We start from the raw sequence: 354 nt of genomic DNA, 5'->3' as shown, positions 1-354 counted from the left end.
TGAATTTCAATTCCTAAAATATCGGCCTGAAATTGCATTAGGTAATTGTTGTTGGAGGCGCCGCCGTCCACTCGCATTGCCGGGATGTCAATTCCTGAATCACGTTTCATCGTGTCAAGGACGTCCCGAGATTGGTATGCCAGGGACTGTAAGGTCGCTTTGATAAAGTCTTCTTTAGTCGTTCCGCGGGTAATCCCGAATACGGCACCCCGGGCGTCGGAATCCCAGTAAGGCGCCCCTAGACCAGTGAAGGCGGGAACCACGTAGACTTCGTCTTCATTTTGCGAAGCTAACGCGGCGGCTTCTGAATCGGAAGCCTTTTTGAAAAGTTGCATTCCGTCCCGCAGCCACTGG

General features: G+C 52.0%; 1 protein-coding gene. It reads right to left on the bottom strand.

What is annotated here, in order from left to right:
- The coding region (locus CP370_RS09545; RefSeq protein WP_255408039.1) for an FGGY-family carbohydrate kinase at positions 1 to 354 on the bottom strand (354 nt) is incomplete at both ends.

The sequence above is a fragment of the Lactobacillus sp. UMNPBX19 genome, from assembly GCF_002553805.1.
GTDB lineage: Bacteria > Bacillota > Bacilli > Lactobacillales > Lactobacillaceae > Lactobacillus.
Note: the sequence above shows the minus strand (reverse complement) of the source record. Positions and strands in the feature narration are given on the sequence as shown.